This window comes from Pseudomonas frederiksbergensis (assembly GCF_003732275.1).
Taxonomy (GTDB): domain Bacteria; phylum Pseudomonadota; class Gammaproteobacteria; order Pseudomonadales; family Pseudomonadaceae; genus Aquipseudomonas; species Aquipseudomonas frederiksbergensis_H.
This window is the reverse complement of record NZ_MOBM01000001.1, coordinates 57,124-62,308: the sequence shown is the minus strand read 5'-3', so window position 1 is coordinate 62,308 and position 5,185 is coordinate 57,124. Positions and strand designations below refer to the sequence as shown.

Sequence of the window (5,185 nt, the reverse complement as noted above, 5' to 3'; positions counted from 1 at the left end):
AGATCACGCTCCAGCGAATGGGTATGCGATAGTTTGTGTGTTTGTTCTCGAACTTTCGGTTCGTTTCGTCTTCACACACCGCAATCTGGTGCTCTCTCGCTTTTCAGCTCGAAGCATGCAAATTGCTTGGGTGTTATATGGTCAAGCCTCACGGGCAATTAGTATTGGTTAGCTCAACGCCTCACAGCGCTTACACACCCAACCTATCAACGTCGTAGTCTTCGACGGCCCTTCAGGGGACTCAAGGTCCCAGTGAGATCTCATCTTGAGGCTAGTTTCCCGCTTAGATGCTTTCAGCGGTTATCTATTCCGAACATAGCTACCCGGCAATGCCACTGGCGTGACAACCGGAACACCAGAGGTTCGTCCACTCCGGTCCTCTCGTACTAGGAGCAGCCCCTCTCAAATCTCAAACGTCCACGGCAGATAGGGACCGAACTGTCTCACGACGTTCTAAACCCAGCTCGCGTACCACTTTAAATGGCGAACAGCCATACCCTTGGGACCGGCTTCAGCCCCAGGATGTGATGAGCCGACATCGAGGTGCCAAACACCGCCGTCGATATGAACTCTTGGGCGGTATCAGCCTGTTATCCCCGGAGTACCTTTTATCCGTTGAGCGATGGCCCTTCCATACAGAACCACCGGATCACTAAGACCTACTTTCGTACCTGCTCGACGTGTCTGTCTCGCAGTCAAGCGCGCTTTTGCCTTTATACTCTACGACCGATTTCCGACCGGTCTGAGCGCACCTTCGTACTCCTCCGTTACTCTTTAGGAGGAGACCGCCCCAGTCAAACTACCCACCATACACTGTCCTCGATCCGGATAACGGACCTGAGTTAGAACCTCAAAGTTGCCAGGGTGGTATTTCAAGGTTGGCTCCACGCGAACTGGCGTCCACGCTTCAAAGCCTCCCACCTATCCTACACAAGCAAATTCAAAGTCCAGTGCAAAGCTATAGTAAAGGTTCACGGGGTCTTTCCGTCTAGCCGCGGATACACTGCATCTTCACAGCGATTTCAATTTCACTGAGTCTCGGGTGGAGACAGCGCCGCCATCGTTACGCCATTCGTGCAGGTCGGAACTTACCCGACAAGGAATTTCGCTACCTTAGGACCGTTATAGTTACGGCCGCCGTTTACCGGGGCTTCGATCAAGAGCTTCGCGTTAGCTAACCCCATCAATTAACCTTCCGGCACCGGGCAGGCGTCACACCCTATACGTCCACTTTCGTGTTTGCAGAGTGCTGTGTTTTTAATAAACAGTCGCAGCGGCCTGGTATCTTCGACCGGCGTGGGCTTACGCAGTAAATGCTTCACCCTCACCGGCGCACCTTCTCCCGAAGTTACGGTGCCATTTTGCCTAGTTCCTTCACCCGAGTTCTCTCAAGCGCCTTGGTATTCTCTACCCAACCACCTGTGTCGGTTTGGGGTACGGTTCCTGGTTACCTGAAGCTTAGAAGCTTTTCTTGGAAGCATGGCATCAACCACTTCGTGTTCTAAAAGAACACTCGTCATCAGCTCTCGGCCTTAGAATCCCGGATTTACCTAAGATTCCAGCCTACCACCTTAAACTTGGACAACCAACGCCAAGCTGGCCTAGCCTTCTCCGTCCCTCCATCGCAATAACCAGAAGTACAGGAATATTAACCTGTTTTCCATCGACTACGCTTTTCAGCCTCGCCTTAGGGACCGACTAACCCTGCGTCGATTAACGTTGCGCAGGAAACCTTGGTCTTTCGGCGTGGGTGTTTTTCACACCCATTGTCGTTACTCATGTCAGCATTCGCACTTCTGATACCTCCAGCAAGCTTCTCAACTCACCTTCACAGGCTTACAGAACGCTCCTCTACCGCATCACCTAAGTGATACCCGTAGCTTCGGTGTATGGTTTGAGCCCCGTTACATCTTCCGCGCAGGCCGACTCGACTAGTGAGCTATTACGCTTTCTTTAAAGGGTGGCTGCTTCTAAGCCAACCTCCTAGCTGTCTAAGCCTTCCCACATCGTTTCCCACTTAACCATAACTTTGGGACCTTAGCTGACGGTCTGGGTTGTTTCCCTTTTCACGACGGACGTTAGCACCCGCCGTGTGTCTCCCATGCTCGGCACTTGTAGGTATTCGGAGTTTGCATCGGTTTGGTAAGTCGGGATGACCCCCTAGCCGAAACAGTGCTCTACCCCCTACAGTGATACATGAGGCGCTACCTAAATAGCTTTCGAGGAGAACCAGCTATCTCCGAGCTTGATTAGCCTTTCACTCCGATCCACAGGTCATCCGCTAACTTTTCAACGGTAGTCGGTTCGGTCCTCCAGTTAGTGTTACCCAACCTTCAACCTGCCCATGGATAGATCGCCCGGTTTCGGGTCTATTCCCAGCGACTAGACGCCCTATTAAGACTCGCTTTCGCTACGCCTCCCCTATTCGGTTAAGCTCGCCACTGAAAATAAGTCGCTGACCCATTATACAAAAGGTACGCAGTCACCCAACAAAGTGGGCTCCCACTGCTTGTACGCATACGGTTTCAGGATCTATTTCACTCCCCTCTCCGGGGTTCTTTTCGCCTTTCCCTCACGGTACTAGTTCACTATCGGTCAGTCAGTAGTATTTAGCCTTGGAGGATGGTCCCCCCATATTCAGACAAAGTTTCTCGTGCTCCGTCCTACTCGATTTCATGACCAAGAGATTTTCGCGTACAGGGCTATCACCCACTATGGCCGCACTTTCCAGAGCGTTCCGCTAATCTCAAAGCCACTTAAGGGCTAGTCCCCGTTCGCTCGCCACTACTAAGGGAATCTCGGTTGATTTCTTTTCCTCAGGGTACTTAGATGTTTCAGTTCCCCTGGTTCGCTTCTTAAGCCTATGTATTCAGCTTAAGATACCTAACTTATGTTAGGTGGGTTCCCCCATTCAGACATCTCCGGATCAAAGTCTGTTTGCCGACTCCCCGAAGCTTTTCGCAGGCTACCACGTCTTTCATCGCCTCTGACTGCCAAGGCATCCACCGTATGCGCTTCTTCACTTGACCATATAACCCCAAGCAATCTGGTTATACTGTGAAGACGACATTCGCCGAAAATTCGCGATTAAACTCACAAATTTTACCTTAGCCTGAACAACACCAGTGAAAGTGCCATCCAGTCTATCTTTCTATCACATACCCAAATTTTTAAAGAACGATCTAATCAAAGACTAGAAATCAACATTCATCACCGTCTTGGTGGAATGCTCATTTCTAAGCTTTCAACAAACAGAAGCAGTAGTGGTGGAGCCAAACGGGATCGAACCGTTGACCTCCTGCGTGCAAGGCAGGCGCTCTCCCAGCTGAGCTATGGCCCCGTATTTCTACAGGCGTTTCCCACACAAAATTGGTGGGTCTGGGCAGATTCGAACTGCCGACCTCACCCTTATCAGGGGTGCGCTCTAACCAACTGAGCTACAGACCCAATTTCGGGCTGCTTCTTTATCGTCTTCTTCAATGAATCAAGCAATTCGTGTGGGAACTTATGGAGCAGCTGATGTCGTCGATTAAGGAGGTGATCCAGCCGCAGGTTCCCCTACGGCTACCTTGTTACGACTTCACCCCAGTCATGAATCACACCGTGGTAACCGTCCTCCCGAAGGTTAGACTAGCTACTTCTGGTGCAACCCACTCCCATGGTGTGACGGGCGGTGTGTACAAGGCCCGGGAACGTATTCACCGCGACATTCTGATTCGCGATTACTAGCGATTCCGACTTCACGCAGTCGAGTTGCAGACTGCGATCCGGACTACGATCGGTTTTCTGGGATTAGCTCCACCTCGCGGCTTGGCAACCCTCTGTACCGACCATTGTAGCACGTGTGTAGCCCAGGCCGTAAGGGCCATGATGACTTGACGTCATCCCCACCTTCCTCCGGTTTGTCACCGGCAGTCTCCTTAGAGTGCCCACCATAACGTGCTGGTAACTAAGGACAAGGGTTGCGCTCGTTACGGGACTTAACCCAACATCTCACGACACGAGCTGACGACAGCCATGCAGCACCTGTCTCAATGCTCCCGAAGGCACCAATCCATCTCTGGAAAGTTCATTGGATGTCAAGGCCTGGTAAGGTTCTTCGCGTTGCTTCGAATTAAACCACATGCTCCACCGCTTGTGCGGGCCCCCGTCAATTCATTTGAGTTTTAACCTTGCGGCCGTACTCCCCAGGCGGTCAACTTAATGCGTTAGCTGCGCCACTAAGAGCTCAAGGCTCCCAACGGCTAGTTGACATCGTTTACGGCGTGGACTACCAGGGTATCTAATCCTGTTTGCTCCCCACGCTTTCGCACCTCAGTGTCAGTATCAGTCCAGGTGGTCGCCTTCGCCACTGGTGTTCCTTCCTATATCTACGCATTTCACCGCTACACAGGAAATTCCACCACCCTCTACCATACTCTAGCTCGTCAGTTTTGAATGCAGTTCCCAGGTTGAGCCCGGGGATTTCACATCCAACTTAACGAACCACCTACGCGCGCTTTACGCCCAGTAATTCCGATTAACGCTTGCACCCTCTGTATTACCGCGGCTGCTGGCACAGAGTTAGCCGGTGCTTATTCTGTCGGTAACGTCAAAACAGATACGTATTAGGTAACTGCCCTTCCTCCCAACTTAAAGTGCTTTACAATCCGAAGACCTTCTTCACACACGCGGCATGGCTGGATCAGGCTTTCGCCCATTGTCCAATATTCCCCACTGCTGCCTCCCGTAGGAGTCTGGACCGTGTCTCAGTTCCAGTGTGACTGATCATCCTCTCAGACCAGTTACGGATCGTCGCCTTGGTGAGCCATTACCTCACCAACTAGCTAATCCGACCTAGGCTCATCTGATAGCGCAAGGCCCGAAGGTCCCCTGCTTTCTCCCGTAGGACGTATGCGGTATTAGCGTCCGTTTCCGAGCGTTATCCCCCACTACCAGGCAGATTCCTAGGCATTACTCACCCGTCCGCCGCTCGCCACCAGGTACAAGTACCCGTGCTGCCGCTCGACTTGCATGTGTTAGGCCTGCCGCCAGCGTTCAATCTGAGCCATGATCAAACTCTTCAGTTCAAACATCTTTGGGTTTTTAAGAAACCCTAAACTTGGCTCAGCAATCGTTGGTTACATCTTTGATTTCTCGCGGAGTAACTTGTGATGCTGATAATCTTGTTGACTATCAGTCTGAC

2 tRNA genes and 2 rRNA genes are annotated in these 5,185 nt (G+C 51.6%); all 4 read right to left on the bottom strand.

From position 1 onward, the window contains the following. Nucleotides 1-137: 137 nt before the first annotated feature. The 4 genes from BK662_RS00285 to BK662_RS00270 all read right to left on the bottom strand — a co-directional run bounded on the left by BK662_RS00285 (nucleotide 138) and on the right by BK662_RS00270 (nucleotide 5,069). Nucleotides 138-3,029 (bottom strand): 23S ribosomal RNA (locus BK662_RS00285). 235 nt (nucleotides 3,030-3,264) lie between these two features. After that, a tRNA-Ala gene (locus BK662_RS00280) sits at nucleotides 3,265-3,340 on the bottom strand. A gap of 30 nt (nucleotides 3,341-3,370) precedes the next feature. Further along, nucleotides 3,371-3,447 (bottom strand) — tRNA-Ile (locus tag BK662_RS00275). Between the two features lie 83 nt (nucleotides 3,448-3,530). Further along, nucleotides 3,531-5,069, bottom strand: a 16S ribosomal RNA gene (locus BK662_RS00270). Together the 16S and 23S rRNA genes with 2 tRNA genes alongside form the textbook arrangement of a ribosomal RNA operon. Nucleotides 5,070-5,185 lie beyond the last annotated feature (116 nt).